The sequence below is a fragment of the Stenotrophomonas capsici genome (assembly GCF_034961085.1).
In the GTDB taxonomy this organism is placed as follows: domain Bacteria; phylum Pseudomonadota; class Gammaproteobacteria; order Xanthomonadales; family Xanthomonadaceae; genus Stenotrophomonas; species Stenotrophomonas capsici.
This window is the reverse complement of the sequence record NZ_JAYFUH010000155.1, coordinates 1-2,747: the sequence shown is the minus strand read 5'-3', so window position 1 is coordinate 2,747 and position 2,747 is coordinate 1. Positions and strand designations below refer to the sequence as shown.

The following is a 2,747-nucleotide window of genomic DNA, read 5'->3' as shown; positions in this document are numbered from 1 at the left end:
AACATCACCGCGATCCAGGGCGACATCAACAGCCTGACCACCAACCTCAACAGCGGTGCCGTGGGCCTGGTCAAACAGGAGGCCGACTCCCTGGCCATCGGCGTGGCCACCGACAAGGCCGGTACGCTGGTGAACTTCGCCGGCACCGACGGCGCACGCACCCTCACCGGTATCAAGGCCGGCGGCCAGTCGCTGGATGCCGTCAACGTCGCCCAGCTGCAGGCCATCGCGGCCGGCCTGGGTGGCGGTGCCACGGTGAATGCCGATGGCTCCATCACCGGCCCCAGCTACAGCGTGACCAACGCCGACGGTACGACCCACACGGCCACCAACCTGGGCGAGGCGATTGCCCACATCGATGACCGTGTTGCCGACAGCAGCACGAAGATCAACGACCTCGACCAGCAGATCAAGGACGGCGCCGTTGGCCTGGTGAAGCAGGATGCCGCCACTGGTGACATCACCGTTGCGGCCGACAAGGGCGGCGCAACCGTCAACTTCGCCGGCACCCAGGGCGCGCGGACGCTGGACGGCATCGCCGCCGGCGCCGTCCACGCCACCAGCCGGCAGGCGGTCAACGGCGCGCAGCTGCATGCCACCAGCCAGTCCATGGCAGCCCACCTGGGCGGTGGTGCCACGGTGGGCGTCGATGGCAGCATCTCTGCACCGAGCTATACCGTCGGCGGCAGGACCGTCAACAACGTCGGCGATGCGTTGACCGATATCGACCAGCGCACCTCGCAGAACGCCAGCGACATCAGCGACCTGAAGAACGGCCTGGGCGATGTGAGCGGCAACATGGCCGGCATCAACGATCGCCTCGATGGCATCGGCAACACCGTCGACCAGCTGGAAGGGCGCTTCACTCAGCTGGAGTCCACCCTCTCCGATGCCAACTTCGGTGACAGCGGCCTGATCTCAAGCAACGTCGGCGAAGGCAACTCGCAGATTGCCCTGGCCTCGGGCGAAGGCGCGCTGGCCATCGGCGACGCTGCGGTCGCCTCCGGGACCAACAGCGTGGCGCTGGGCAATGGCTCGATCGCTGACCGCGACAATGCGGTCTCCGTCGGCGCTGCGGGTCAGGAACGCCAGGTGACCAACGTCGCTGCCGGTACCCAGGACACCGACGCGGTGAACGTCGCCCAGCTCAAGCAGACGGTGCGCTATGACCAGAACGCGGACGGCAGCACCGACTACTCGCGCGTCTCGCTCGGCCAGCAGGGCTCGCCGGTGACCATGTCCAATGTCGCCCGGGGCCGCGTCAGTGCCGACAGCACCGATGCCGTCAATGGTGCCCAGCTGTACGACTGGACGATGAACCGCAACAACCAGATCAGCAACGTCAGCCTGGCGTATCGCATCAATGACCTGGAACGCAGCATGCATGCGGGCATCGCCAGCGCCATGGCGGCACGTCAGGCCCCCTACGTGCCCGGCAAGATGACCTACGCGGTGGGTGCGGCGGGCTACAAGTCGCAGGGCGCGGTTGGCATCAGCAGCCGCTACACCGCTGACAGCGGCCGTTGGAGCCTGGAAGGCGGCTTCTCCAAGAACGGCGATGGGTCCGGCATGTACGTGGGTGTCAGCGGCGTCCTCGGCGACTGATATCCCGCACTTGCGCCAGCAGATGCCCAGGGCAATCCCCTGGGCATTCTGCTTTCTGCAGGTCCCGTTCACGCCACGGCGGCGGGCCTTTCCCGTGGACCTTTCCACGTTGTGCTCCAACGTGGGCATCGCTCTGCGCCTCCGGCACCGAAGCGCGCTTTCCGCGACCGGATAGAATCCGCTTCCTCCCCCAGCCGGCCATCGCCATGAACGCCTATGCCCTGCTCGCCTGCGCCATCGCGCTGGAAGTGGCTGCCACCTCCCTGCTCAAGGCCTCCGATGGCATGACCCGGCTCTGGCCCACGCTGGGTGCACTGTTTGGCTATGGGGTGTGCTTCTGGTTGCTGTCGATGGTGATGAAGACCGTGCCCACCGGCATCGCCTATGCCATCTGGTCCGGGGTGGGGATCGTGCTGATCTCGCTGATTGGCCTGTTCGTGTTCAAGCAGAAACTGGACCTGCCGGCGCTGATCGGCATCGGGTTGATCTGCGCCGGCGTGGTGGTGATCAACGTGTTCTCGCACTCCACCGCACACTGAATGCCGCCCGGCACGGCAACGCTTGCGGCCGGGGCCGGGGCGGACACCCACGCGTGGCGCGCTTCCGGCAGCCGCCGCCTTGCATGGAAGCCATCGCTTGACCGCGCGCGCGGTCCGGCCTATTTTGTGCGCGCCTCAGGTATTTATCCCTTTATCCGCATGAAGGGATGAATTTAAACGGGAATCCGGTGAAGCGGCTTCGTGCCGCCATTCCGGAGCTGCCCCGCAGCGGTGAATGGAAACAACCGCCGTCATCCAGCACTGGGTTCATCCCCGGGAAGCGACGGCCAGTAGGTGGGCACCCCGGTGCCCGTGTCCATCAGCCCGAATACCGGCCTTGGCCGGGGGACCTGCCGTCCCTCGATTCGACCTGGAGCCTCCGCGGGGAGGCGGCCGGTACCGATGCCCTGCCTCGCCGCGGGCCGGTCCGCCGTGTCCCCGCCATGAATCCGGTTCGCCCGCGGGGGCGAAGGTCGCTGGCGTGGCGGACGTGGCTGCAAGGCCGCGCACGATGCGCGGTTCCTTCGTTCCTCAATGCCCAATGCAATGAGGACACTGACATGACTATCGTTACCAACCTGGGGTTCCCCCGGATCGGCGCGC

The 2,747-nt window shown here is 66.7% G+C and carries 2 protein-coding genes and 1 riboswitch; both genes read left to right on the top strand.

Features of this window, described 5'->3' with window-relative positions:
* The coding region (locus tag VA603_RS10545; protein ID WP_425603688.1) for a YadA family autotransporter adhesin at nt 1-1,605 on the top strand (1,605 nt) is incomplete at its 5' end.
* 206 nt (nt 1,606-1,811) lie between these two features.
* Complete coding sequence (locus VA603_RS10540; RefSeq protein ID WP_132863597.1) at nt 1,812-2,144, top strand: SMR family transporter; 333 nt, start codon at nt 1,812-1,814, stop codon at nt 2,142-2,144.
* A 120-nt stretch (nt 2,145-2,264) separates the two neighbouring features.
* Nucleotides 2,265-2,498: riboswitch (cobalamin riboswitch) on the top strand.
* Nucleotides 2,499-2,747: the final 249 nt, after the last annotated feature.

Bases quoted from the DNA above. Each gene is read 5' to 3' on its own strand.
- VA603_RS10540 (WP_132863597.1), top strand. From the start codon at position 1,812: ATGAACGCCTATGCCCTGCTCGCCTGCGCCATCGCGCTGGAAGTGGCT.